Origin of the sequence: Mycobacterium sp. DL, from assembly GCF_039729195.1 — a bacterium.
Taxonomy (GTDB): Bacteria; Actinomycetota; Actinomycetes; order Mycobacteriales; family Mycobacteriaceae; genus Mycobacterium; species Mycobacterium hippocampi_A.
Genome location: NZ_CP155796.1, coordinates 355,623 through 380,629 on the forward strand (window position 1 = coordinate 355,623; position 25,007 = coordinate 380,629).

13 protein-coding genes are annotated in these 25,007 nt (G+C 67.8%); 6 read left to right on the forward strand and 7 right to left on the reverse strand.

What is annotated here, in order from left to right; all coding sequences use genetic code 11:
- Nucleotides 1-22 precede the first annotated feature (22 nt).
- Entirely contained in the window at nt 23-517 is a 495-nt protein-coding gene (locus ABDC78_RS01710; RefSeq protein WP_178359408.1) for a universal stress protein, read from the reverse strand.
- Between the two features lie 128 nt (nt 518-645).
- Between ABDC78_RS01710 and ABDC78_RS01715 the strand changes: the two genes are divergently transcribed.
- Together ABDC78_RS01715 and ABDC78_RS01720 are read left to right on the forward strand one after the other, a co-directional pair.
- Nucleotides 646-1,851 (forward strand): glycoside hydrolase family 3 N-terminal domain-containing protein, encoded by a 1,206-nt coding sequence (locus ABDC78_RS01715; protein ID WP_347133297.1) that lies wholly within the window; start codon nt 646-648, stop codon nt 1,849-1,851.
- Between the two features lie 64 nt (nt 1,852-1,915).
- Nucleotides 1,916-2,626: a TetR/AcrR family transcriptional regulator gene (locus tag ABDC78_RS01720; protein ID WP_178356789.1), complete on the forward strand. Its 711-nt coding sequence runs from the start codon at nt 1,916-1,918 to the stop codon at nt 2,624-2,626.
- Nucleotides 2,627-2,644: 18 nt separating this feature from the next.
- Here the strand turns inward: ABDC78_RS01720 and ABDC78_RS01725 are convergent, their stop codons facing one another.
- A complete protein-coding gene (locus tag ABDC78_RS01725; RefSeq protein WP_178356788.1) occupies nt 2,645-3,496 on the reverse strand; it encodes a MaoC/PaaZ C-terminal domain-containing protein in 852 nt (283 codons plus the stop codon).
- A gap of 61 nt (nt 3,497-3,557) precedes the next feature.
- Nucleotides 3,558-4,910, reverse strand: coding sequence for a 3-oxoacyl-ACP reductase (locus ABDC78_RS01730; RefSeq protein WP_178356793.1), 1,353 nt, complete (start codon nt 4,908-4,910; stop codon nt 3,558-3,560).
- A gap of 161 nt (nt 4,911-5,071) precedes the next feature.
- Between ABDC78_RS01730 and ABDC78_RS01735 the strand changes: the two genes are divergently transcribed.
- Nucleotides 5,072-6,373 carry an acetyl-CoA C-acetyltransferase gene (locus ABDC78_RS01735; protein WP_178356787.1) on the forward strand — a complete coding sequence of 434 codons (1,302 nt, stop codon included), beginning with the start codon at nt 5,072-5,074 and terminating at the stop codon, nt 6,371-6,373.
- A 132-nt stretch (nt 6,374-6,505) separates the two neighbouring features.
- Nucleotides 6,506-7,432, forward strand: coding sequence for a TIGR03564 family F420-dependent LLM class oxidoreductase (locus ABDC78_RS01740; protein ID WP_178356786.1), 927 nt, complete (start codon nt 6,506-6,508; stop codon nt 7,430-7,432).
- 363 nt (nt 7,433-7,795) lie between these two features.
- Here the strand turns inward: ABDC78_RS01740 and ABDC78_RS01745 are convergent, their stop codons facing one another.
- Entirely contained in the window at nt 7,796-9,631 is a 1,836-nt protein-coding gene (locus ABDC78_RS01745) for an acyl-CoA dehydrogenase (protein WP_178356785.1), read from the reverse strand.
- Between the two features lie 278 nt (nt 9,632-9,909).
- Between ABDC78_RS01745 and ABDC78_RS01750 the strand changes: the two genes are divergently transcribed.
- The gene (locus tag ABDC78_RS01750) at nt 9,910-10,962 is read left to right on the forward strand and encodes a dihydrodipicolinate reductase (protein WP_218620191.1); all 1,053 of its coding nucleotides are present in this window, start codon (nt 9,910-9,912) and stop codon (nt 10,960-10,962) included.
- On the opposite strand, the gene ABDC78_RS01755 is transcribed toward ABDC78_RS01750, so the two are convergent.
- From ABDC78_RS01755 to ABDC78_RS01765, 3 genes are read right to left on the reverse strand one after another with little or no spacing between them, the layout of a single operon-like run.
- Nucleotides 10,963-11,754, reverse strand: a complete 792-nt coding sequence (locus tag ABDC78_RS01755) for an SDR family oxidoreductase (RefSeq protein WP_178356783.1) — start codon at nt 11,752-11,754, stop codon at nt 10,963-10,965. It lies immediately after the preceding gene.
- 8 nt (nt 11,755-11,762) lie between these two features.
- Nucleotides 11,763-12,257 carry a TspO/MBR family protein gene (locus ABDC78_RS01760; RefSeq protein ID WP_178356782.1) on the reverse strand — a complete coding sequence of 165 codons (495 nt, stop codon included), beginning with the start codon at nt 12,255-12,257 and terminating at the stop codon, nt 11,763-11,765.
- A gap of 40 nt (nt 12,258-12,297) precedes the next feature.
- Nucleotides 12,298-23,382, reverse strand: a complete 11,085-nt coding sequence (locus ABDC78_RS01765) for a type I polyketide synthase (protein WP_178356781.1) — start codon at nt 23,380-23,382, stop codon at nt 12,298-12,300.
- A 186-nt stretch (nt 23,383-23,568) separates the two neighbouring features.
- Between ABDC78_RS01765 and ABDC78_RS01770 the strand changes: the two genes are divergently transcribed.
- Nucleotides 23,569-24,990, forward strand: coding sequence for a condensation domain-containing protein (locus ABDC78_RS01770; RefSeq protein WP_178356780.1), 1,422 nt, complete (start codon nt 23,569-23,571; stop codon nt 24,988-24,990).
- The last annotated feature ends 17 nt before the right edge of the window (nt 24,991-25,007 follow it).

Here is a 25,007-nt window from a genome sequence, read left to right on the forward strand (position 1 = left end):
GCCAAAGCTAGCATGCGACGCATCACGGGCCCGGCGGCACGATCAGCACCGGGCGTTGCCCCCGCCGCATCACGTGATCGGCCACGCTGGACTGGATCAGCGACCGCAACCCGGTGGTGGCGCGGGTGCCGGTGACGATCAGATCGGCGTCGAGTTCGTCGGCGACGTCGATGATCGCGCCCCACACCGTGTAGGTCTGCGCGACGCACAACGCCTCGGCGGGCAGCCCGCTGGCCAGCGCGATCTCCAGCCCCTCGTCGCTGATGCGGCGCGCCTCGGCCAGTGCGATGTCGACCTCGTCGGTATCGGTCGGATCGGGCGGTCCGTCGAGGTCGTAGGACAACGGGTCGGGCCCGCGGTCCATCGGGGACCACACGGTCAGCACGACCGCACGGTCCGCGGTGAGGAATCGACCGGCGTAGTGCACGGCGCGCCGAGCGGTGGGCGAACCGTCGAAGGCGATGACGATCACGGTCTTCTTCTCCCCGGCCGTCCGGCCGGGTCCCGCAGTCGTCATCGCCGTGCTCCTCTTCGCCTTCACCGGTGTTCTGACCACCCTATTGGCCTCGTCGGGCGGGGCAAACACCGTCGCGCGGGCCACCGGGGCGTCGAACGGGACAGCTGCTGCCATTACTGTCGGGACGTATGGTCATGCCCCGAATTCGATGGACAGCCCCCCGCGCCCTGCTCGCGACGCTGACGGTGGGGGCACTCACCGTGGGATGCACGTCGACCGCCGAGTCCCCCGAACCGTCGCCATCCAGCGCACCACTGGCGATGGCCGCAGGTCCCGTCCCCAACATGGCACCCCCGCCCGCGGCCCCTGTCCCGGCGGCCCCCGCCTGCGGTGATCCCGCCGCGATGTCGACACGGGACAAGCTGGCCCAGCTCCTCATGGTCGGGGTGACCGGAGCCGCGGACGCCCGCGCCGTCGTCGACAGCCACCATGTGGGCGGCATCATGATCGGCAGCTGGACCGACCTGTCCATGCTGACCGACGGCTCCCTGTCCGACATCGCCGCGACGGCAGGCCCGCTGCCCCTGGCGGTGAGCGTCGACGAGGAGGGCGGCCGAGTCTCGCGGCTCTCGAGCGTGATCGGCTCCCAGCCCGCACCCCGGGTGCTGGCCCAGACCAGCACCCCCGAAGAGGTCTACGCCATCGCGCGGGACCGCGGCACCCAGATGCGGAACCTGGGGATCACCGTCGACTTCGCCCCCGTCGTCGACATCACCGACGACCCGGACAACACCGTCATCGGCGACCGGTCGTTCGGTGCCGACCCCACCACGGTCACCGACTACGCAGGCGCCTACGCGCGCGGCCTGCGGGACGCCGGGCTGATGCCGGTGCTCAAGCACTTCCCCGGGCACGGCCAGGGATCGGGTGACTCACACGAAGGCAGCGTCGTCACTCCGCCGCTGGACGTTCTGCAGGCCAACGACCTGCTGCCCTATCGGACATTGACGGCGGAGGCACCCGTCGCCGTCATGGTCGGGCACATGGAGATCCCCGGCCTGACCGGCAGCGAACCCGCCAGCCTGAGTCCCGCGGCGTACGCGCTGCTGCGTTCCGGCGACTACGGCGGCCCGCCGTTCAACGGACTGGTGTTCACCGACGACCTGTCCAGCATGCGGGCCATCACCGACAGGTTCGGCGTCGCCGACGCGGTACTGCGCTCCCTGCAGGCCGGCGCCGACGTGGCGTTGTGGGTCACCACCGCCGAGGTGCCGGCGGTGCTCGACCGCCTGGAGAAGGCGGTGGCGGCCGGCGAACTGACCATGTCCGGCGTCGACGCCGCGGTGTCGCGGATCTCGGCAGCAAAGGGTCCATCTCCTCGCTGCGGGGGCTGATCGGCCTGTCATTGCTTACCCTGTGGTGAGAACACGTCGCATTCAGGTCAGGAAGGCTCAGCGGATGGCAGGTGGTACCAAGCGGTTACCGCGTGCCGTGCGTGAGCAGCAGATGCTCGATGCCGCGGTGCAGATGTTCTCGGTGAACGGCTATCACGAGACGTCGATGGACGCGATCGCGGCCGCGGCGCAGATCAGCAAGCCGATGCTGTACCTGTACTACGGCTCGAAAGAGGAACTGTTCGGCGCCTGCCTGGACAGGGAGCTGACCCGGTTCGTCGACGAGCTGCGTGGCAACGTCGATTTCGACGACCCGCCAAAAGAGTTGTTGCGCAGCGCCGTTCTGTCATTCCTGAAGTACATCGACGCGAACCGGGCGTCCTGGATGGTGCTCTACACCCAGGCGACCAGCTCGCAGCGGTTCGCCCACACCGTTCGCGAGGGTCGCGAACGCATCATCGAGCTCGTCGGCCGCCTGCTGCGTTCGGGCACTCGAGCTCCCGGGCCGGACACCGACTTCGACCTGATGGCCGTTGCGCTGGTGGGTGCCGGGGAGGCGGTGGCATCACGGGTCAGCACCGGCGACGCCGATGCCGGCGAGGCCGCGCAACTGCTGATCGACCTGTTCTGGCTGGGCCTCAAGGGTGCGCCGTCCGACAAGGACACCGTGCCGTCCAAGGACACTGTGTCGTCCAAGGACACTGTGTCGTCCAAGGACACTGTGTCGTCCAAGGACACCGCTGCACCTGACAAGGACGCCGTCGCGTCGCACTGAGCGCGCGAGCAGCCGTCGTCAGGCCGGTGTCACCGATCCCGACAGGTGCGGGTGGCCCTTGGTGAGGTGCCGCAGCGTCAGATCCCAGCCGTCGGCGGTGCGATCGACGTAGAGGCCTGCGCGAGCCGGCAGCACAACGGGTTTGGCGAACCGCACCGAGTACCTGACCGCATCGGGCAGCTGGCCCTCGATGTTCGCCAGAACCGCAGCAGCACTGAACATCCCGTGTGCGATCACAGTGGGGAAGCCGAAGAGCTTGGCAGCGATCCCGTTGGTGTGAATCGGGTTGTGGTCACCGCCGACCGACGCGTAGTGACGGATCTGCCCGGCCGTGATGTTCAAAACGGCATTGGGCGGGGGCAGTTTGGGCTGCTTCTGCGGTGGCGACTTGGGTTCGTCGGACAGGCTGGTCCGCTGCTGGTGCAGGAACGTGGTGACCTGATGCCAGGCGGTGTCGTTGCCGACATTGACGTCGGTCACGATGTCGACCAGCAGGCCCTTGCGGTGCTCCCGCAGGTTCTCGGCATGCACTGCCACCGAAACGGTATCGGTCACCGAGATCGGCCGGTACTGGGTGATGTGGTTCTCGATGTGCACCGAACCCATTGCGGCGAAAGGGAAGTCGAACGCCGACACCAGCGACATCACCGTCGGGAACGTGAGCGCGAACGGGTAGGTCAGCGGCACGGTGTCGCCGAATCGCAGCCCGGTGACATTGGCGTATGCGGCGACGTTGGCGGGGTCGATCAGCAACTCGTCCACCGTCAGCGTGCGGGCCGGCAGCGTGTCGTCGCGCGGCACGAAGGGCAACGCGCCCGCGGCCGCCCACAGCATGTTCTTCAAGCCCGAGGGCTGTTGGTTCCCGCTCATGATCCTCGATTCGCTCCGCAAGCTTCGCTCAACATCGGTCGATTCGCTCCGCAAGCTTCGCTCATGCGCCCAGCATGGCCTGGCCGCACACCCGAATGGTGTTTCCGGTGACCGCGTTGGACGCCGGGCTCGCGAAGTAGGCGATCGCCTCGGCCACATCCACCGGTTGGCCACCCTGGAACAGCGAGTTCAGTCGCCTGCCGACCTCCCGGGTGGCCAGCGGGATCGCGTCGGTCATCTTGGTCTCGATGAACCCCGGCGCGATCGCGTTGATGGTGATGTTCTTCTCCGCGAACTGCGGTGCCAGCGCATCGGTGAGTCCGATCATGCCCGCCTTGGTCGCGGCGTAGTTCGTCTGTCCCCGATTGCCCGCGATGCCGGCCATCGACGACAACCCGACGATCCGACCGCCGTCTCCGATGGTCCCGTTGGCCACCAACTCCTCGGCAAGCCGCAGCGGCGCAAGGAGATTCACCGCGACCACGGAGTCCCACCGGCCTTCGTCCATGTTGGCGAGCAGCTTGTCGCGGGTGATGCCCGCGTTGTTGACCAGGATGTCGAGCCGGCCGTCGTAGTGCTGCTTCACATGGTCGGTGATGCGGTCCACCGCGTCGGCGGCGGTGACGTCGAGGGTCAGTGCGGTGCCCCCGATCTTGGTGGCGACCTCGGCGAGCTCCTCGGCCGCTCCTTCCATGTCGATCGCGATGACCTTTGCGCCGTCGCGCGCGAACACCTGCGCGATCGTCGCGCCGATTCCGCGTGCGGCTCCCGTCACCACGGCGACCTTGCCGTCGAGCGGCTTGTCCCAGTCCGCCGGCGGGGTGGAGTCGGCCGCGCCGACCCGGAAGACCTGACCGTCGACGTAGGCCGACTTTGCCGACAGCAGGAACCGCAACGTGGACTCCAGCCCGGTCGCCGCGGGCTTGGCGTCGGGGGAGAGGTAGACCAGCGCGGCGGTGGCGCCGTTGCGCAACTCCTTGCCCAGCGAGCGGGTGAACCCCTCCAGCGCGCGCTGCGCCGTGCGCTCGTGAACGCTGCCGGTCTCCTCCGGCGTGGTTCCGATGACAACGACGCGCCCCGAGTGGCCGAGGTTGCGCAGCAGTGGGGTGAAGAACTCGTAGAGACCCTTGAGGCCCTCGGGTTCGGTGATGCCGGTGGCGTCGAAGACCAGGCCGCCGAATGAATCGGCCCAGCGTCCGCCGAGGTTGTTGGCGACCACGTCGTAGTCCTCGGCCAGGGCTGCCCGCAGTGGCTCCACCACTCGACCATCGCCGCCGATCAGCAGCGAACCGGCCAGGGGCGGCTTGCCCTGCTCATAGCGCCGCAGGGTTTCAGGCTGCGGAACACCGAGCTGTTTGGCCAGGAACCCACCGGGACCGGAGTTGACGACTTGTGAGAGGAGATCGGAAGCCACAGCGCTGCCTTTCGCGAAGAAATCGGTGATGTGGAAGCGGTCGAGGGACGGGGTACCCCATCGCCGCACTGTCGTATCGATCACGAACTTACTCCAGAGTAAGAACCGTGGGTAGTATGACTCTCGACACCCAATGATCCTCGCGACGCCGGGAGGCAGACGTGGCAGACAACAACACACCCCGCCGAGTAGCGATTCTCGGCGGCAATCGGATTCCCTTCGCGCGCTCCGACGGCGCGTATGCGAACGCCTCCAACCAGGACATGTTCACCGCCGTGCTCGACGGCCTGGCTGACCGCTTCAACCTGAAGGGCGAAAAGCTCGACGCGGTGATCGGCGGCGCGGTGCTCAAGCACAGCCGGGACTTCAACCTGATGCGCGAATGCGTGCTGGGCAGCGGGCTCTCGTCCTACACCCCGGCATTCGACCTGCAGCAGGCGTGCGGCACCGGCCTGCAGTCGGCCATCGCCGCTGCTGACGGCATCGCGCTGGGCCGCTACGAGGTGGCCGCCGCGGGCGGTGTGGACACCGCTTCGGACGCCCCGATCGCGTTCGGCGACGACTTCCGCCGGGTGCTGCTGGGACTCCGGCGGGCCAAGTCGAACGTCGATCGCCTGAAGCTGGTCGGCAAGCTGCCCGCCGCCCTGGGCGTCGAGATCCCGGTCAACAGCGAGCCGCGCACCGGGATGTCGATGGGCGAGCACGCCGCCGTCACCGCCAAGGAGATGGGCGTCAAACGCGTCGACCAGGACGCACTGGCCGCCGCCAGCCACAAGAACATGGCTGCGGCCTACGACCGCGGCTTCTTCGACGACCTGGTCTCGCCATTCCTCGGTCTCTACCGGGACAACAACCTGCGCGCCGACTCCTCGACCGAGAAATTGGCCAAGCTCAAGCCCGTGTTCGGGGTGCGCAACGGCGACGCAACGATGACAGCAGGCAACTCGACGCCACTGACCGACGGTGCGTCGGTGGCACTGCTGTCCAGCGAGGAGTGGGCCGCCGAACGCTCGATCCCGGTGCTGGCGTACTTCGTCGACGGTGAGACCGCGGCGGTGGACTACGTGAACGGCCGCGACGGGTTGCTGATGGCCCCCACCTACGCGGTGCCGCGGCTGCTGTCCCGCAACGGGCTGACACTGCAGGATTTCGACTTCTACGAGATCCACGAGGCCTTCGCCTCGGTGGTGCTGGCCACGTTGGCGGCCTGGGAGTCCGAGGAGTACTGCAAGGAGCGCCTGGGCCTGGACGGGGCGCTCGGCTCCATCGACAGGTCCAAGCTCAACGTCAACGGTTCGTCGCTGGCAGCGGGGCACCCGTTCGCCGCGACCGGCGGGCGGATCGTCGCGCAGTTGGCCAAGCAACTGGCCGAGAAGAAGGCCGCCACCGGGCAACCTGCGCGCGGTCTCATCTCGGTCTGCGCCGCAGGTGGACAGGGTGTGACCGCCATCCTCGAGGCCTGAGAAAAAAGATTGCCGGCAGCTGTAACGCCCGCCGGTGAGCGATCGATACATGGGATAGCTCCGTGTTGCCGTCTGACCCCCCGACCCGACGGCAACACGGGGCATTTTCATGTCGGGGCTACTGTTCAGCCCATGCAGATCAGCATGTTCGGACAGCTCAGCGGAGCCGGCAGCGAGTCGCCGATCGAGGCGACCATCACCAACCTGGCGCAATTGCGCGACGAGGGCTTCCGCAGGGTGTGGATGAGCCAACTGCCCTACGAGCCCGACCTTCTCACAGTGTTGGCGGTGGCGCTGCGTGAGGTCGACACCATCGAGGCGGCCAGCGGCGTCGTCCCGATCCAGAACCAGCACCCCATGCAGATGGCGCAACGCGCGCTGACCGTCAGTCTGGCCTCGGGGGGCCGGTTCACCCTCGGCCTCGGCATGACCCATGCCGCGGTCACCGAGGGAATGTGGGGCATCCCCTGGGACAAACCAGTGCGGCGGCTCAACGAGTATCTCGACGGCCTGCTCCCGTTGCTGGCGGGCGAACCCGCCGACGCGGCGGGGGAGACGGTCACCACCCGCGGCGCCCTGATGATCGCCGGCGCGCCGCGGCCGGACGTGTACATCGCGGCGCTGGGTCCACAGCTGCTGCGCCTGGCCGGTCGCCGTACCGCGGGCACCTGCACGTGGATGACGGGGCCGGCCACCCTCGGCGGTCACGTCAGCCCGACGCTGCGGCAGGCGGCGGCCGATGCGGGCCGGGCCGAAGGCTCGGTGCGCGTGGTGGCGGCGCTTCCGGTGGCCGTCACCGACGACGTCGACGGGGCCCGCAAGCAGGCGGCCGAACAGTTCGCGATGTACGGGTCGTTGCCGTCCTATCGCGCGATGCTCGACCGCGAGGGTTACGCGGGGCCGGAGGACGCCGCGATCATCGGAGACGAGCAGACGGTGGCTCAGCGGCTCGACGAGCTGGCTGCCTCCGGGGTCGACGAGTTCGTCGGAGCGCCCTTTGATGCGTCGGTCGAGGGACGTGCGCGGACCCGGGCGCTGATCCGCTCGAAGGAGAGCTGATCGGGTTCGAAATCGGGCTGGTGTGACATCGATCACAAGCGTACGATCGATCTCACGACGGGTTCGGGAGTGACTGTTCCAAAGAGCCGGCAAGGGATGAAAGCCGGACGCGCGAGAACCAATGAGACGCGCCCACTAGTCCTCCCGAACCCGCCCTTATGTCCGGGGCGCTTCCCGTAAGCCTCCGCGGTCAGCCCGCGGCCACGAACTCGACCGAGACATCCACGTTCTGCAGACGGTTACTCGCACTTCTCCTGCACAAGGTGGATACGTCGGCGTGCGTCCTCCCCGCCCGGTCACCTTGCCCGCCAACACAAGACGCCCCCGGGAAGAGTCCGGGGGCGTCTGGTGGGCGGAGCGGCTTTAGAAGGCCGCCTCGTCCAGTTCCATGACGTCGTTGTCGAGGTTTTCGACGATCGAGCGTGTGCTGGTGAGCAGCGGCAGGAAGTTCTTCGCGAAGAAGGACGCCACCGCGACCTTGCCCTCGTAGAACGCCCGGTCGTCACCGGTGGCGCCGGCGTCGAGCTTCTCGATCGCCACGGCCGCCTGCTGCTGCAGCAGCCAGCCGATGACCAGGTCGCCGACGCTCATCAGGAAGCGCACCGAACCCAGACCCACCTTGTAGATGCTCTGCGGGTCTTCCTGGGAGGCCATCAGGTAGCCGGTCAGCGACGCGGCCATGCCCTGGACGTCTTCCAGTGCGGTCGCCAGCAGGGCACGTTCGGCCTTGAGGCGCCCGTTTCCGGCTTCGTTCTTGACGAACTGCTCGATCTGCCCGGCGACGTGCGCCAGCGCGACGCCCTTGTCACGGACGATCTTGCGGAAGAAGAAGTCCTGCGCCTGGATGGCCGTGGTGCCCTCATAGAGCGAGTCGATCTTCGCGTCGCGGATGTACTGCTCGATGGGGTAGTCCTGCAGGAAGCCCGAGCCGCCGAAGGTCTGCAGGCTCTCGGTGAGCTTGGCGTAGGCCTGCTCGGAGCCCACTCCCTTGACGATCGGCAGCAGCAGATCGTTGACCTTGACCGCCAGGTCGGCGTCGATTCCGTGCACCGCCTGGGCCACGGCCGCGTCCTGGTGGGTCGCGGTGAACAGGTACAGCGCGCGCAGGCCCTCGGCATACGCCTTCTGGGTCATCAGCGAGCGGCGCACATCGGGGTGGTGCGTGATCGACACGCGCGGCGCGGTCTTGTCGGTCATCTGGGTCAGGTCGGCACCCTGAACGCGGGTCTTGGCGTACTCCAGTGCGTTGAGGTAGCCGGTGGACAGTGTGGCGATCGCCTTGGTGCCCACCATCATTCGAGCCTGCTCGATGACATCGAACATCTGCGCGATGCCTTCGTGCACCTCGCCGACCAGCCAGCCCTTCGCGGGGACGTCGTGCTGGCCGAGGGAGAGCTCGCACGTCGTGGAGATCTTCAGGCCCATCTTGTGCTCGACGTTGGTGACGTACACACCGTTGCGCTCGCCGGGTGCGCCGGTCTCGGGGTCGAAGAGGAACTTCGGCACGAAGAACAGCGACAGACCCTTGGTGCCGGGGCCGGCGCCCTCGGGGCGGGCCAGCACCAGATGCATGATGTTCTCGAACAGGTCATCGGAATCGGCCGAGGTGATGAAGCGCTTCACGCCGTCGATGTGCCACGAGCCGTCGGACTGCTGCACGGCCTTGGTGCGTCCGGCGCCGACATCGGAACCGGCGTCCGGCTCGGTCAGCACCATGGTCGAGCCCCAGCCACGCTCGGCGGCCAGCAGGGCCCACTTCTTCTGCTCTTCGGTTCCGAGGTGGTAGAAGATGTCGGCGAAGCCGGCGCCCATCGCGTACATGTAGACCGCCGGGTTGGCGCCCAGGATGTGTTCCTGCAACGCCCAGGACAGCGCGCGGGGCATCGGCATGCCACCGAGTTCCTCGGCGATGCCGAGCTTGTCCCAGCCGCCGTCGATGACAACGCGCACCGACTTCTTGAAAGCCTCCGGCAGCGTGACGCTGTGGGTCTTCGGGTCGAATACCGGGGGGTTGCGGTCGCCCTCGGCGAACGATTCGGCCACCGGGCCCTCGGCCAGGCGCGCCATCTCGCTCAGCATCTCGACGGCGGTGTCGACGTCCAGGTCGGTGAACTCGCCCTGACCCATCGCCTTGTCGACTTCGAGAACCTCGAACAGGTTGAATACCTGGTCACGGACATTGCTCTTGTAGTGGCCCACGGTTCCTCCTCAATGAGAACGCCACATGCGGTTGGGTACTCGGGACAAGTTACCCACCAGTAACTGCGACCGACTATACCGCTGAGTAACTTCAACGCAAAGCAAGTGTGAGCAATTTCCGGGCACCGACCAACCCAGCGGTTGGGTGAGGCCCGGAAAGTGTCGCTCTTCTGCCGTTGATCAGGCATTTCCGCGGGCTGTGATGATGGTCACGTCAGGGCGGTTAGGGTGGTCGGGTGCAGACGGATATCGGGGTCGCAGTGTGGGGAACCGGCAACATGGGAGCGACCTCGATCAGGTCGGTGACTGCGTTTCCCGGGCTGCGGTTGACGGGCGTCATCACGTCGTCTCAGGAGAAGGTCGGTAAGGACGCGGCGACGTTCGCCGGACTCGACTCCGACACCGGGATCGCCGCATCCACCGATATCGACGCGGTTCTGGCGGGCTGCGACGCCGTCGCCTACATGGCATCCGGCGACATCCGCCCGGACGAGGCCGTCGCCGACATCGAACGATGCCTGCGGGCCGGTTCGCACGTCGTCACCCCGTCGCTGTACTCGCTCTACGACCCGCGCTCCGCGCCGCCGGAATGGGTGCAACGCCTCACCGCGGCCGCCGAAGAGGGCGGGGTGACGCTGCTCGTCAGCGGCGTCGACCCGGGCTGGGGCAACGATGCGCTGGCGGTGACCGCCGCGGGACTGTGCACCAGGATCAAATCGATCCACTGCCAGGAGATCTTCGACTACTCGACCTATGACCAGCCCTACGCGGTGAAGGTCTCGTGTGGATTCGGAGGTTCGATGGATGAGATCCCGATGATGCTGCTGCCGTCCATCCCGACGATGGTCTGGGGCGGCAACCTGCGCCTCATCGGCCGCGGTCTCGGGCTCGAGATCGACGACATCACCGAGGACGTCCAGCGCCGCCCGCTCGAGGAGTCCGTCGACACCGTGATGGGTCGCTTCGAGAAGGGCACCCAGGGTGCCTTCTGGCTCAAGGTCATCGGGTGGTCCGGTGGCCGGGAACGCATCGTCATCGACCACATCACCCGGATCCACGAGTCCTGCGCGCCCGATTGGCCCTACCCCGACGAGGGTGTCGGCGACCACCGGGTGATCATCGACGGCGACCCGCAGCTGACCCTCGTCAGCCGGGCCGACGTGCCGGGGGGCACCCGGGCCGACGGCGGCAACACCACCGCGGCCAACCGTCTGCTCGGCGCCATCAGCTGGCTGGCCGCCCAGAAGCCCGGAATCTACGACGGACTCGATGTGCCCCTGCATCCGCCACTGCCTGCGGAGGTCGAGGCGACGCGCTGGTCGGACGACTGATCAGCGCCCGGCGAGCCGCTTGTTGACCAGCCGGGTGATCCACGCCGGTGAGAAGCGGGCCCCCAGAGCCAGGACCTTCGCCTGAGTGCCCACCGCAAAATGCACCTGCGAGATGGCTCGGCGCGGCCATGTGGGCTGCACCGCCGCGAGGATGTCGTCCGCGATGTCCTGCGCGCTGAGGCGGATTCCCAATGACGTTGTGGTGCCGGTCTTCACGTCGCGGGTCATCGCCGTCTGAACGTAGAGCGGCCACATGTCGATGACGCGGATGTCGTGATCGCCCCACTCGAGATTGAGCGCCTCGGTGATCGCCCTGACGTAGAACTTGGTCGCGCTGTAGTTCGCGAGCTCGGCCTGCCCGTAGATCGCCGAGGCCGACGCGAGGTTGACGACCACAGCGCCCGGAGTGGTCTTGAGGAACGGAAACGCCCCGTGCAGTCCGTTGACCACGCCCTTGATGTTGACCTCGATCTCCCGGTGGTGCACCGCGATCGGGATCTCCTCGAAGTGCCCGGCGTTGAGCAGTCCGGCGTTGTTGATCAGCACGTCGAGTTGGCCGCCGCCGGCCGTGACGAACTCGGACAACCGCAGGGACACCTCGTCGGCGTCGGTGACGTCGAGGTGCCCGAAGACCCCGGCGCCGCCGACCGCGGTGATGTCCGCGGCCAGTAGCTGCAGTCCCGACTCGTCGATGTCGTAGCCGCCCACGAAGTAGCCGTTCCGCGCGAACAGCAGGGCCGTCGCGCGGCCGATACCCGTCGCCGCTCCGGTGATGAACACCGTCTTCGTCATTGGTCTCCTCAGTTGTTCAGCTGCCACACCGCGAAGTTCAGGCACCAGGCGAACACCGACCATGCCAGATAGGGCAGGAGCATGGCCCCGGCGACCGCGCTACGCCGCCAGAACAGCACGATCGTGGCGATGAGTACGAGCAACAGTGCGCCGAGTTCGAAGAACGCGATGCCGCGCCACCCGAGGCCGAAGAACAGCGGCGTCCACGCAGCGTTGAGGACCAACTGAACGGCGTACAGCGTCAACGCGCGCCGGGTATCGGGTGACGGCCCGGTACGCCAGACGAGCCAGGCCGCGACGGCCATCAGGAGATAGAGAAGTGTCCAGGTCGGCCCGAAAACCCAGGACGGGGGCGCGAAGCCGGGCTGTTCGAGGCGGCCGTAGTCCTCGGCGGCGCTGGTGGTCGCCAATCCGCCCAGCGCCGAGGCGGCGACCACTGCGAGCACCGACACTGCCAGGGCCACCAGGGACCTAGGACGCGCGCGTGAGGTTTCGGCCACCATGGTTCGGCAGGCTACCGCAGCACGCGGTCGCCGAATCTGGCTATTCGGTGACGGCCCCGACCACCGTCTCGGGCGTGACTGGCTCGCCCGTGGGCGCCGCCTGCGCCTGCGGTTCGGATTCTGGTAGCTGTCCGACGAGGTAATCGGCGAGCCCGCCGATGGTCGGATAGTCGAACACGGCGGTGGCATTGATCGTGAACGCGCCACCGAACTGGGTGTGCAAGCGGTTGCGGAGTTCGATCGCCATCAACGAGTCGGTCCCCAGATCGAGGAACCGACTGGATGCGGCGGGCGGTTGGGCCAGTCGCAGGAAGTTCTGCACCTCGCGCTGCAGGAACTCGGTGACAAAACCAGCGCGCTGGGGCACTGGAATCTCCTGCAGTTGCTTGAGCAACTCACTGTCACCGGTGACCTCGCCGACGGCGCTCGGCAACACGAGGTCGAGAATCGGTGGACGCGAACTGCCCAGCACCTTGGCGGCGCGCTGCCAGTTGGCCTTGATGACGGTTGCCTGGCCGGTGCCATTGGCCACGACCTCGGCCAGAGCGCCCAGCGCTGCCGACGGTTCTAGCGGAATCAGGCCCTGGGCACCGATGTTCGCGCTCGCGGCTTCCGAGGAGGCCATGCCACCCTGGGCCCACGGGCCGAAGTTGACCCCGGTGGCCGGCAGGCCGTGGGCTCTCCTCTGTGCGACCAGCCCGTCGAGCAGCGCATTGGCGGTCGCGTAGTTGGCCTGACCGGGTGACCCGAACATGCTGGCCACCGATGAGGACACGATGAAGAAGTCCAGATCGTCGTCCCTGGTCAACCGGTCCAAGTGACTTGCACCGAATGCCTTGGGCGCCAATGTCGTTCGGAAGCGCTCAGGGGTCAGCTGAGACAGCAACCCGTCGTCGAGCACGCCCGCCAGGTGCACCACCCCGGCAAGCGGCGGACGTTCCGCGCGGATCTGCCCCAGCAGAGACGCGACCTCGGATTCGTTGCCGACATCGGCGGCGAAGACATGGATTCGGCACCGGTAGCGCTCGGTTAGGTCGTCGATCACCTGTTGTGCGTGCGCGTCGGGCGCGCGCCGGCCGGCCAGCACGATGTCGCCGGCACCGAGTTGGGCCAGATGTGCCGCCGTGTGCAGGCCGATGGCACCGAGTCCTCCGGTGATCAGATAGCTCCGATCGCCGCGGGGAGTGAGCGGATTCGGAATCTGCAGAACGATTTTCCCGATGTGGCGCGCCTGCTGCATGCGGCGGAACGCGGCCCTGGCCTCCGTCAGGGGGTAGATCTCCGCCGGCAGCGCCTCCCACTCGCCGCGCGCCATGCCGTCCGACACCTCGGTCAGCAGCCGTTTGATGTGCTCGGGGTGCTGCAGGGTGGTGACGTCCAGGGCGACGATCTCGTACTGGATGTCCGGGCGCGCGGCTGCCATCTGCTCGGGTGTCCAGATGTCGCGCTTGGCGATCTCGGCGAAGCGACCATTGCGGGCGGTGGCTCGCACGGTTGCCTCGAGGAACCCCTCGTTGGTGAGGCTGTTGAGCACCACATCGACGCCCTCACCGTCGGTGTCGTTGAGGATCTCGTCGGCGAAATCCGTAGTGCGAGAGTCGTAAACGTACTTCACGCCCATTCTGCGTAGCGTTGCGCGCTTGTAGGTGCTGGCGGTCGCGAAGACGGTGGCCCCGTGCTGCTGAGCCATCTGGATCGCGGCCAGTCCCACGCCGCCGCTGGCGGCATGGATGAGGACACGGTCGCCGGGCTGCAACTGCGCCCAGTCGAACGCCAGTCTGGCGGTCAGCGCGGCGGCGGGAATGGTGGCCGCCGAGACGGGGCTCAGCCCGTCAGGCACCGGCGCGACCAACTGGGCAGGCACATTGAATCGGCTGGAGAAGGCCCCCTGCATGAAGCCGTACACGCGCTGGCCGACCTCGAATCCGCTGACGTCGCCACCCAACTGGGTGACGACCCCTGCGAAGTCTCCGCCGATCGGTCCGGGGTCGCCCGGGTAGAGACCGAGGACGTTGAGCACATCCCGGAAGTTGAGGCCTGCGGCCTCGACCCGGACCTGCACGTACCCCTCGGCGGGAGCCGGCACGTCGGCCTCGGTCAAACGCAGGTTGTCGATGGCGCCGCGCTCGGTGGGCGCCAGTACGTAGTCGGTGGAACGCGGCACCGTGAGGTGACCACTGCGCGCCCACGGCAGTAACCGCGAGGCGAGCAGCTTGCCCTGTCGCAGAGCGAGTTCCGGTTCGTCGATCGGCGCGGCCAACAGGCTGGTCAGTGCGCGCACCGCCTCCGCCGAGTTGTCGCTGTCGACCAGTCTGCAGCGAAGCGCGGGTTCCTCGTTGATCGTGGTCCGCCCGAACCCCCACAGCGCTGCCTGCACCGGATCGACCGGTTCGCCGGACTCGGTGGCCACGGCCCCGTCGGTGACGATCCAGAGGCCGTGCGGAAGTGTGACGCTGCCGCCCGGGGAGCCACGTTGCACGGTGTGGACCGCGCTGAGCAGGTGGGCGATCTCGGTCTCGAGGCGCTCGGCCGCAGCTGTGCCGGACTCGTCCGGGGCCGCTGCGGCACTGCGCCACACGACGCCGGAGAACGGCATCCCGCGCTCGTGGGCCTGTACCAGCAGCTGTCCCAGGGTTTCGGGATTCATCGCCCGGTCCAGCGGGATGCAGCCCGGCACAACGGCGGCCAGTTCGTCGAACCCGGCAATCAGCCAGGTGCCGCCCGGAGAGGCGCCGGCCCCGCTCTCCGCGGGGGCGGGCGGCGCCACCTCGTGCCAGCCGAGGGTGTAGAGCAATCGGGTGGCATCGCCGCCGAGTCCCCGCAGCAGTGCCTCGCGAGGCGCGCGCTTGACTGTGAACTCGCTGATCCCGCCCAGGTGGCGACCGTCCCGATCGACAAAATCGAGATCGAAGACCTGGGTTTCGCTGTCGAGGTCGCTGGGGTGCCACTTCGCGCGGCAGTAGAACCTTCGCGGCATCTTCTCGCGCAGCATCACCTGCCCGTAGCGCAGGGGTAGGAACAGATCCTCCACGCCCTGCTCGGCCGCGAGAAGCGCCGGGAACGCCGGGAATGCGACACCGGTGCACAGGTCCATGAGCACCGGGTGCATGGGCTCGGTTCCGAGCTGCTCGGCGAGTTCTTCGCCGACGAGGATGTCGCCGATCGCCTCACCCTCACCGAGCCACAGGGATTTCAGGGAACCCGACCAGGTCGGCCCCCACGCCAGCTCCATGTCGGCGAAGGTCTCGAACAGCTCCTGCGGCCGCATGCGGTTCAGCCGCTCGATGGTCTCGTCGACAGCTTCGACGGGTTCGGATGCCGATCCCTGGGTGCCGTCGGTGGCACCGGTGTCGTCAGCCGCGCCGGCGATGACGGTGCCGTCGGCGTTCAACGACCAGTCGGCGTCGCGCACCCCGTACGGGCGACTGTGCACCGTGAACTTCCACTCGCCGCTGGCTTCCAGCGGATGCAGCGTCAGCTGCACCTCCCGAGAGCTCTTCTCGGGCAGGATGATCGGCTCGTAGAAGAAGACATCCTTCACCCGCGCCGGAGGTCCGACCGCAGCCAATGCCATCGCCGCGTACGTCGCACCGGGCACCACGACGGTGCCGTAGATGACGTGGTCGCAGAGCCACGGCTGGGATTTGACGGACAACCTGCTGGTGTACACGGAGTCGCCCGAGGCGAGGTCCTTCGCGTTGCCGAGAATTCCGGAGACGGCAGGACCGTCGACGGCGATGCTCGACGCCTTCGGCCAGAACCGGCGGCGCTGGAACGGATAGGTGGGCAGTTCGAGGGCGCGGCGCGGTTGGTGCTGCAGCGCAGCAAAATCGGGCCGCAGGCCGCTGACGTAGGCCGCTGCCAGCGCGTCGGCGATCTGGCGCCGGTCGCCGACACCCTTGCGCAGCGAGACGACCGCCCGTGGTGCCGCCAGGTGTTCGGGCCAGACCTGTACCGCGGCCCCGGTGAGCACCGGTTGCGGACCGATCTCCATCAACACCGAGCATCCCAGGGCCGCGACGGTGCGCACGCTTTCGGCGAACTGCACCGGTTGGCGGGAATGACGCCGCCAGTAGGCAGCGTCGAGCGGGGTTTGGGCGGTCAGCACCGTGCCGGTGCGATTGCAGACCAACGGCAGTGTCGGGGCGGAGAACGGCAATTGTGCTGCGTACGACTCGAATTCGCCGAGCACCGGATCCAGCAGCTCCGAGTGGAACGCGTGGCTGGTCTGCAGCCAGGTGCAGCGGACCCCCTCGTCGGCGAACCGGGCGCTGATCTGCTCGAGATCCTCGCCCGGACCCGAGAGCACGGTGTTGGGTCCGTTGTAGGCGGCCACCGACACCCGCGGGAACTCGCCGGCGATCTCCTCGACGTGTTTGGCGTCGGCGAACACCGCTGTCATCCGCCCGCCGCCGGGCAGGCTCCCGAACATCCGGCCGCGTTCGGCTATCAGTCGGGCGCCGTCCTCGAGGCTGAAGACCCCCGCCACACAGGCCGCGGCGTACTGGCCCACACTGTGGCCGAGTACCACGTCGGGTTCGATGCCCCAGGACTGCCACAGTCGGGCCAGGCCCATCTCTACGGCAAAGAGCGCCGGCTGCGCAAACGAGGTGTGGCGCAGGGTTTCTCCCGCTGCGCCCGCGCTCTGACGATGGTCGGCGAACAGGACCTCCAGCAACGGCCGCGCCACGATGTGGCTGACGGCGTCCGCGCAGCGCGTCACCGTGTCGGCGAAAACCGGCTCGGCGTCGAACAACTCGCGCGCCATCCCTGGATACTGGCTGCCCTGACCGGTGAACAGCCACGCAGTCGTCGGCCGGTTGAGGTGCTCGCCACGGACCACCCCGGGGCGCAACCGGTTCTCGGCCAGCTCGGCCAGGCCCTCGCGGGCGCCCCGCACCGAATCCACGACCAGCGCAGCCCGATGCTCGAAGTGCGAACGCCCCGTCCCGGCCGTCAGGCACACCTCGGCGAGGTCGATGTCCGGGTGCGAGCCCAACCAGGCGTCATAACGTTTCGCCAGCGCCACCAGTGCTTCCGGTGACCGTGCGGACAGCGGAAGGACATTCACCGGGCCTTCGCCGATGTCCGACCCGGGCGTGGTGGCCTCCACCGGTTCTTCGCCGTTCACCACAGGTTGCGGTGGCGCCTCCTCGATCAGCACGTGCGCATTCGTGCCGGTGAACCCGAAGGAACTCACCCCGGCGCGCCGCGGTCGGCCGTTCGTCTGCCACGCTCTGGGCTTGTCGACGACCTGCACCGGCAACGAGTCCCACGGGATGTGGGGCGACGGTGTGTCGAAGTGCAGACTCTGCGGCAGCATCTCGTGCTGCAGAGACAGCACCACCTTGATCAGACCTGCTGCGCCGGAAGCGGATTCGAGATGGCCGATGTTCGTTTTCGCCGACCCCATCAGCAACGGCCGGTCCGCGTCGCGCCCGGCACCGTAAACGGCCCCGGCCGCCTGGACCTCGATCGGATCACCCAGCGGGGTGCCGGTCCCGTGCGCCTCGAGGTAGTCGACGTCGCCGCCGGTCAACCCGGCGCGGGTCAGAGCGGTGGCGATGAGGCGTTGCTGTGCGCCGCCATTGGGGACCGTCAATCCACTGGAGGCACCGTCCTGGTTCACCGCGCTGCTGCGGACGACGGCGCAGATCCGGTCGCCGTCACGCTGCGCGTCGCTCAGCCTCTTGAGCACAAGAATCCCGCAGCCTTCACTGCGCACGTAGCCGTCGGCCGACGCGTCGAAGGTCTTGCATCGGCCCACCGGCGAGAGCATCCGGGCGCGTGAGGCCGCGATGACGGTGATCGGGCTCAGCAGGACGTTCACACCGCCGGCCACCGCCAGATCGCAGTCGCCGGAATGCAGGGCCTGAACGGCCTGATGGACTGCCACCAGCGAGGAACTGCACGCGGTGTCGACCGCCACCGCCGGTCCTTCGAGGCCGAGCGCGAACGCCACCCGACCGGAGATGGCGTTGAGCGCATTGCCGGTGATGAAATGGGGCTGGATCTTGTCGACCGACTCAGCGGACAGCAGGTGCGCGTACTCGTTGGCGGCCACGCCGACGAAGACGCCGGTTCGGCTGCCGCGCAGTGCCGCGGGGGACAGGCCGGCCCTCTCGAGGCCCTCCCAGACGGTTTCGAGCATCAGCCGCTGCTGCGGCTCGATCCACACCGCCTCCCGCGGTGAGATGCCGAAGAACTCCGGGTCGAATCCGTCGATTCCCTCGAGGAAGCCGCCGAAGCGGCTGTAGATCTTGCCCGGGGCGTCGGGGTCCGGGTCGTAGAACTCGTCGATGTCGAACCGGTCTTCCGGGATCTCGCGGATCGCGTCGACACCACCGGAGAGCACCTCCCAGAACGCTTCCGGATCGGGAGCGCCGGGGAAACGGCACGACACCGCGACGATCGCTATGGGCTCGTCGGAGGGTGTGGTCACCGTGGAGGTCACCGTGGGCCGCGCCCCGACGGATGCCTGCTCGCTGAGGCCGAGCACCTCGTCGAGCAGGTAGTCGGCGACATCGGACAGGCGGGGGTGATCCATCGCCAGCGTGGCCGGAATCTCCTTGCCCACGCTCTGTTGGATGTGTTGGCGCAGTTCGACTGCCATCAGGGAATCCATGCCGAGGTCGAAGAACCCCGCGTCCTCACGGATCTCCGCGGCGTCGACACGCGTCACCTGTGCGACCGCGTCGCGCAGGTAGTCGGTCAGCAGCTTCCTGCGCTGCTGCACCGGGGCGCCTGTGAGCCGCTCGACCAGCGGGGTCCTGCCGGACGGCGTCGCCACCGCCACCTGGGAGGGCACCTCGCGTTCCAGCTCCGCCAGGAACGCGCGTCTGCCCGCCTGCTGATAGAGCGGCAGGAAGCGGGTCCAGTCGATCCGCGCGACCACACCCTGTGGCGACGAACCCGACAGGACCTCGGACAGACCTGCGAGCGCATCGGCGGGCGACAAGGTCCGGACGCCGCGTTGTTCCAGCCGCGCGCGCGATTCCGCATCCGCCATGCCCGCCGACCAGGGGCCGAAGTTGACGCTGGTCCCGGGGATGCCCTGGTCGCGTAGACGCCAGGCCAGCCCGTCGAGGAAGGCGTTCGCTGCGCCGTACGCGGTCTGGCCGAATCCGCCCCACACCGAGGCGATCGAGGAGGTGCTGAGGAAGAAGTCGAGGTCGAGGTCGGCTGCGGCCTCGCTCAAATGCCAGGCACCCCAGACCTTCCCGGCGAACACGCGGTCCACTTCGGCGTCGTCCAGGGTGCTCAGCGGGGTGGTTCCGATCTCGCCCGCGGCGTGCACGATGCCGGCCAACGGCGGGGACTCGGCCCGCAGGGTGCTCAGCAGGCGTGCGACGTCGTGCGCATCGGCGACATCGGCGGCGACGACGCGGATCTCGCAGCCGTGGCGCTCGCTCAGCTCATCGATCTGTTGTTGCGCGGCATCGCTGGGTCCGCGGCGGCCGGTCAGCACCAGATGCCCGGCGCCGTGCGCCGCCAGGTGTCCGGCGATCTCCAGCCCCAGCGAACCGAGTCCACCGGTGACCAGATAGCTTGCATCAGAACGCAATGCCAAGTTGTCACCGCTCGGCTGGGTGGCGTGACGTACCAGCCTCGGCACAAAAACACCGTGCTCGCGCAGTGCGATCTGGTCTTCCCGGAGGGCCGACTCGTGCGCCGTCGTGATCCGGTTGACGAGCAGAGACCAGTCGTCCGCCCCGGTGACATCTCCCGTCGCTTCGCTCGCCCCGGGCTCCAGATCGACCAGTCCGCCCCACACCTGCGGGCATTCCAGTGCCGCCGCACGTCCGAATCCCCACAGGCAGCTCTGATCCGGGGCCACGGAGTCGGCGCCGACGACCCGCTGCGCGGCGCGGGTCACCAGCCAGATGGGCCTGCGCAACTCGGCGGTGACCGCAGCCCGGAACAGTCGGCGCGTTCCGCCGAGGATCTCATGTTGCATCCGCAGCAGCGACCGCATCGAGGCTGTCGAGCCGGGGGCGGTGCCGAGCGCCGCGACGTGCACGATGCGCAGCATCGGATCGTCGGCTGCCGCCGCCCGCAACGTCTCGGTGAGTTGCTCCTCCTCGGCGTCGGATGCGGGCAGGCCCAGGACCCGGTGGCGATGGCCGCGTGCGGTCAGCGTGTCCACCAGTGGCTGGACTGCTTCGGTGGCATCGCCGATGAGGATCCAGTCGGACACCTCGCCGCTCGCCGGTATGGAGATCGGCGCAGTGGACTTCTCCCAGCGGATCTCGTAGCGGTCATCGGCGATGGACTGATGTGACCGCTGTCGGTTGTGTTGTGCCGCAAGCTTGGTCAGCACGTCGATGGTCTGATGTTCGGCGCCACCGCCGAGCAGGGCCGCGAGTTCCTCGATCCGGCCGTCCTCGAGGAGGCGGACAGCCTGGGTGCGGGCCGTCGGAAGTTGTTGTGCGTCATGCCCATCGGGATCACGATTGTCGCGGAACCAGTACTCGCGGTGCTCGAACGGGTAGGTGGGCAGGTCGAGTTTCCGCGCGTGCCCGTGCCGGAAAGCGGCGAAGTCGGGGACGTGGCCCAGAACGTAGGCGTCGGCGACGGCTTCGGTGATCTGGCGGTGGTCGCCGGCATTTCGGCGGAGCGACGTGATCACCCGCGGTGCGGTGGCGGGGTCGGGCCATGCCGCGAGGGCGGCGGCGGTGAGCACCGGTCGCGGGCCGATCTCGAGCAGCAGTCTGCAGTTCAGATCGGCGAGGGTGCGCACGCTCTTGGCGAACTCCACCGGTTGGCGTGCGTGGCGGCGCCAGTAGGCGCCATCGAGCTTCACGCTCCTGCCCAGCGCGGCGCCGGTGCGGTTGTCGACCAGGATGCGCTGCGGCGTGTTGAACGTGAAACGCTCTGTGTACGATTCGAATTCGTCGAGAATCGGGTCGAGCAGCGACGAATGGAATGCGTGGCTGGTGTCCAGCCAGTCACACCGGGTGCCGTCGGCCGCCAGCGTGGCCACCGCCTTCTCCAGCTGCTCGGCGGGTCCGGACAACACGGTGCTGGCGCCGTTGTAGGCGGCCACCGACAGGCTCGGGTACTCGTCGATGAGGCTCTCGACCCGCTCGGCGGCGGTGAACACCGCAACCATCCGGCCGCCGGCGGGCAGGCTGCCGAAGAGGCGCCCGCGTTCGGCCATCAGCAGCGCGCCGTCCTCGAGACCGAACACACCGGCCACGCAGGCCGCTGAGTACTGGCCGACGCTGTGACCCAGCACCACATCGGGTTCGAGGCCCCAGGACTGCCAGAGGCGCGCCAGGCCCATCTCCACCGCGAACAGGGCGGGCTGGGCATACGAGGTCTGCTGCAGGGTGTCGGGGCTGTCCGCATCGAAGATCACGTCCAGCAGAGGCTTGCCGAGAACGTCGGCGACCACAGCCGCGCAGCGAGTCAGGGTCTCGGCGAAAACCGGCTCGGTGTCGAACAATTCGCGGGCCATACCGGGGTACTGGCTGCCCTGACCGGTGAACAGCCACGCCGTCTTCGGGGTGTCGTGGGACTCGCCGCGCACCAGGCCCGGCACCGGCCGGTCCTCGGCGAGCGCGCCGAGCAACTCGATCGCGGATTCCGTCGAATCGACGACCAACGCGGCCCGGTGCTCCAGGTGTGCTCGACCCACGCCTGCGGTGAAGCACACATCCGTGACGTCGGCCTCCGGGTGCGCACTCAACCAGGTGCGGTACTGGTCGGCGACCCGGACCAGGGCGGCGGGGGTGCGCGCCGAGAGGGGCAGAACGTCGAACCGCGTCTCCGACGGCTGTTCGCCCGAAGTGGTGGACGCGGGCGCTGCCGGCGCTTCTTCGACGATGACGTGGGCGTTCGTCCCCGCGAATCCGAACGAACTGACACCCGCGATGCGCGGCCGACCGTTGCGCTCCCACGCGGTGGCGGTCTTGACGACCTGCACCGCAAGTCGGTCCCAGGGGATGTGGGGCGAGGGGTTCTGGAAGTGGAGATGCTGCGGCAGCAGTTCGTTCTCCAGCGACAGGATGACCTTGATGATCCCCGCAATGCCCGCGGCTGCCTCCAGGTGTCCGATGTTGGTCTTGACCGAGCCGATCAACAGCGGATCGCCGGGTTCGCGGCCCGCGCCGTACACCGCGCCCGCGGCCTGGGCCTCGATCGGATCACCCAGCGACGTTCCGGTGCCGTGTGCCTCCAGATAGCCGATGTCGCTGGGTTGCAGTCCGGATCGATGCAGCGCGTCGGCGATGACCCGTTGCTGGGCAACGCCGTTGGGCACCGTCAACCCACCCGAGGCGCCATCCTGGTTGATCGCGCTGCCGCGGAGCACGGCGCGGATCCGGTCACCGTCACGGACGGCGTCCTCGAGGCGTTTGACGACGATGACACCGCACCCCTCGCCGCGCACATAGCCGTCCGCGGCCGCGTCGAACGTCTTGCACCGACCGTCCGCCGCGAGCATGTGGGCGCTGGAGAACGCGATCATCGTCGCCGGCGTGAGCAGGACGTTGACACCGCCGGCCAGCGCGAGGTCACATTCGCCGAGGTGCAGCGCCTGGCACGCCTGATGGATGGCCACCAGCGATGAACTGCAGGCCGTGTCGACGGCGACCGCGGGGCCCTGCAGCCCCAGCCGGAAGCTGATCCGTCCCGCCGCTGCGGCGTTGGACGTCCCGATCGCCGTGTAGGCCTCGATCTCGGGGTAGTCCAGTTCGTCCGATGCCATTCCCAGGTAGTCGTGGGTGGCCAACCCGACGAACACTCCGGTGTTGGTGCCGGCCAGTGCCGACGGTGCGGTACCCGAGTGCTCGACAGCGCGCCAGGCCGTCTCCAGCAGAAGCCGATGCTGCGGGTCCATCATCCTGACCTCGCGCGTCGACATCCCGAAGAACGGCGCGTCGAACCCGGTCACGTCGTCGACGAACCCCGCGCAGCGGGTGACGATCTTGCCGGGAACACCGGGTTCGGAGTCGAAGAAGTCGTCGGCGTCCCAGCGGTCCCGCGGGACCTCCGAGATCGCGTCGCGGCCGTCGCGCAGCAGGTTCCAGAACTCGTCGGTATCCGGGGCGCCGGGGAAGCGCGCCGAGTAGCCGACGACCGCAAAGCGAGGTGTCGGCTCGACCGGACCAACGGAAACCATGCGGCTGTCCTCCCCCGTGCCAGGATCACGCGTCGACGGTCACTATGACATGTTTGTGACGGCTCATGCGCGGCGTTGCTGTCCATGGCCGGGGCAACGGCGGTCCCGCCGGGGGTATGTTGATCCCGCCAGGAGGGACGCCGGATCGGAGCCGGTAGATCGGGCAGGACTGGGGAGGGCCAAGCCTTGCGAATCGGGAAGATCACGGTTGGCGCACTTGCTGAATGGACGCTGAAACCGGGGTCGGTCACCTCATGGCATCCGACGCCCGAGGCTCGGGAAATGGCGCGGCGGGCGCCGGTCAGTTCGGTGCCGGTCAGCTACATGCAGAACCAGCATCTGCGCAACTATTGTCAGCGCACCGCCGCGGGACTGAATTTCTCCCGGCAGATCATCGCCAGCTGTGAAGTGCCCGGCCAATGCGATATCGCTGCCATGGATCACGCCGTCAATGCATATCTCCGTCGGCACGACACGTTCCGCAGTTGGTTCGAGCAGACCGGCGACGGAGAGTTCGTCCGCCATGCCCTCGACGATTCGGCCGACATCGAATTCGTTCCGGTCGATCAGGGCACGATGACGGTCGATGAAATACGCGCGCACGCCGTGGCGATACCGAATCCACTGGAGTGGGGTTGCTTCACATTCGGGATAGTTCAGAACGAGAACGACTTCACATTCTTCGCGGCCATGGATCACGTCCACGGGGACGCGACATTGATCGGCACGACGATGCTGGAAGCCAACGGAATGTATGCGGCGCTGAGTGGGACCGGTCAGGCCCTCACGTTGCCCGACGCCGGCAGCTTCGACGACTTCTGTGTCCGCGAGCGCGCGCACACCTCCGAGCTGACCCTGGATTCGCCCGGGGTCCGGGCGTGGATCGAACTCGCGGAGAACAACAGTGACGGTTTTCCCGAGTTCCCGCTTCCGCTCGGTGACCCGGACGGGTCGACGGCCAGCGACATGACCTCCGAGGTCCTGATGGACACGGCCCAGACGGAGCGCTTCGAATCGGCGTGCGCCGCTGCCGGGGCGCGGTTCGTCGGCGGTCTGTTCGCCTGTCTCGGTCTGGTGGAGCACGAATTCACCGGTGCTCTGACGTATTACGGTCTCACTCCGCGGGATTCCCGCAAAGCCGGCGACAATTTCATGACGCAGGGTTGGTTCACCGGTTTGATCCCGATCACCGTGCCGATAGCGGCGACCTCTTTCAGTGATGCGGCATGGGCGGCGCAGGCTTCGTTCGATTCGAGCCTGGACATGGCCAAAGTGCCGTATTACCGGGTTCTCGAGTTGGCGCCGTGGTTGAACTGGCCGCGGCCGAACTTCCCGGTGTCGAATTTCCTCCACGGTGGCGCCGCGCCGCTCAACGCCGTCCTCGCCGCGGCCGATATGGGCCTTGCGAACAATATCGGGATCTACCCTGACGGCCGGTTCTCCTATCAATTGACGATTTACATTTTCCGTTACGGGGAGGGCACCGTGATGGCGATCATGCATCCCGACAACCCGGTCGCCAAGAAATCAGCCACCCGGTACATGCAGGCGATGAAGTCGGTGTCCGTCCGGGTTGCTGACAGCGGGCACTGGGGACGTGTGGCGTAGCGGGGAGCAGAGGGTGG

Coding starts and splice junctions, on each gene's coding strand:
- ABDC78_RS01720 (WP_178356789.1), top strand. CDS start 1,916: ATGGCAGGTGGTACCAAGCGGTTACCGCGTGCCGTGCGTGAGCAGCAG.
- ABDC78_RS01725 (WP_178356788.1), bottom strand. CDS start 3,496: ATGAGCGGGAACCAACAGCCCTCGGGCTTGAAGAACATGCTGTGGGCG.
- ABDC78_RS01765 (WP_178356781.1), bottom strand. CDS start 23,382: ATGGTTTCCGTTGGTCCGGTCGAGCCGACACCTCGCTTTGCGGTCGTC.
- ABDC78_RS01760 (WP_178356782.1), bottom strand. CDS start 12,257: ATGGTGGCCGAAACCTCACGCGCGCGTCCTAGGTCCCTGGTGGCCCTG.
- ABDC78_RS01710 (WP_178359408.1), bottom strand. CDS start 517: ATGACGACTGCGGGACCCGGCCGGACGGCCGGGGAGAAGAAGACCGTG.
- ABDC78_RS01740 (WP_178356786.1), top strand. CDS start 6,506: ATGCAGATCAGCATGTTCGGACAGCTCAGCGGAGCCGGCAGCGAGTCG.
- ABDC78_RS01715 (WP_347133297.1), top strand. CDS start 646: ATGGTCATGCCCCGAATTCGATGGACAGCCCCCCGCGCCCTGCTCGCG.
- ABDC78_RS01750 (WP_218620191.1), top strand. CDS start 9,910: ATGGGAGCGACCTCGATCAGGTCGGTGACTGCGTTTCCCGGGCTGCGG.
- ABDC78_RS01755 (WP_178356783.1), bottom strand. CDS start 11,754: ATGACGAAGACGGTGTTCATCACCGGAGCGGCGACGGGTATCGGCCGC.